General features: G+C 67.5%; 1 protein-coding gene. It reads left to right on the forward strand.

All coding sequences use genetic code 11. From position 1 onward, the window contains the following. A partial coding sequence (gene folK, locus SB772_RS46400) for a 2-amino-4-hydroxy-6-hydroxymethyldihydropteridine diphosphokinase (protein WP_410839319.1) occupies positions 1-228 on the forward strand: 228 nt, incomplete at both ends.

Genomic DNA, 228 nt, shown 5'->3' on the forward strand with positions numbered 1-228 from the left:
GCCATTGGCCCTGCTCGACGCCCTGCAGGCCATCGAAAATGACCAGGGCCGCGTGCGCAAGGAGCGTTGGGGCCCTCGCACGCTCGACCTGGATATCCTGCTGTTCGGCGACCAGCTGATCGACGTGCCGCGCCTGCAGGTACCGCATTACCACATGCACGCCCGCGCCTTCGTGCTGTACCCCCTGGCCGAACTGGTGCCAGACGGCTTCTGCCTGCCCGATGGCCG

This window comes from Paraburkholderia sp. SIMBA_030 (assembly GCF_046535245.1).
Classification (GTDB): domain Bacteria; phylum Pseudomonadota; class Gammaproteobacteria; order Burkholderiales; family Burkholderiaceae; genus Paraburkholderia.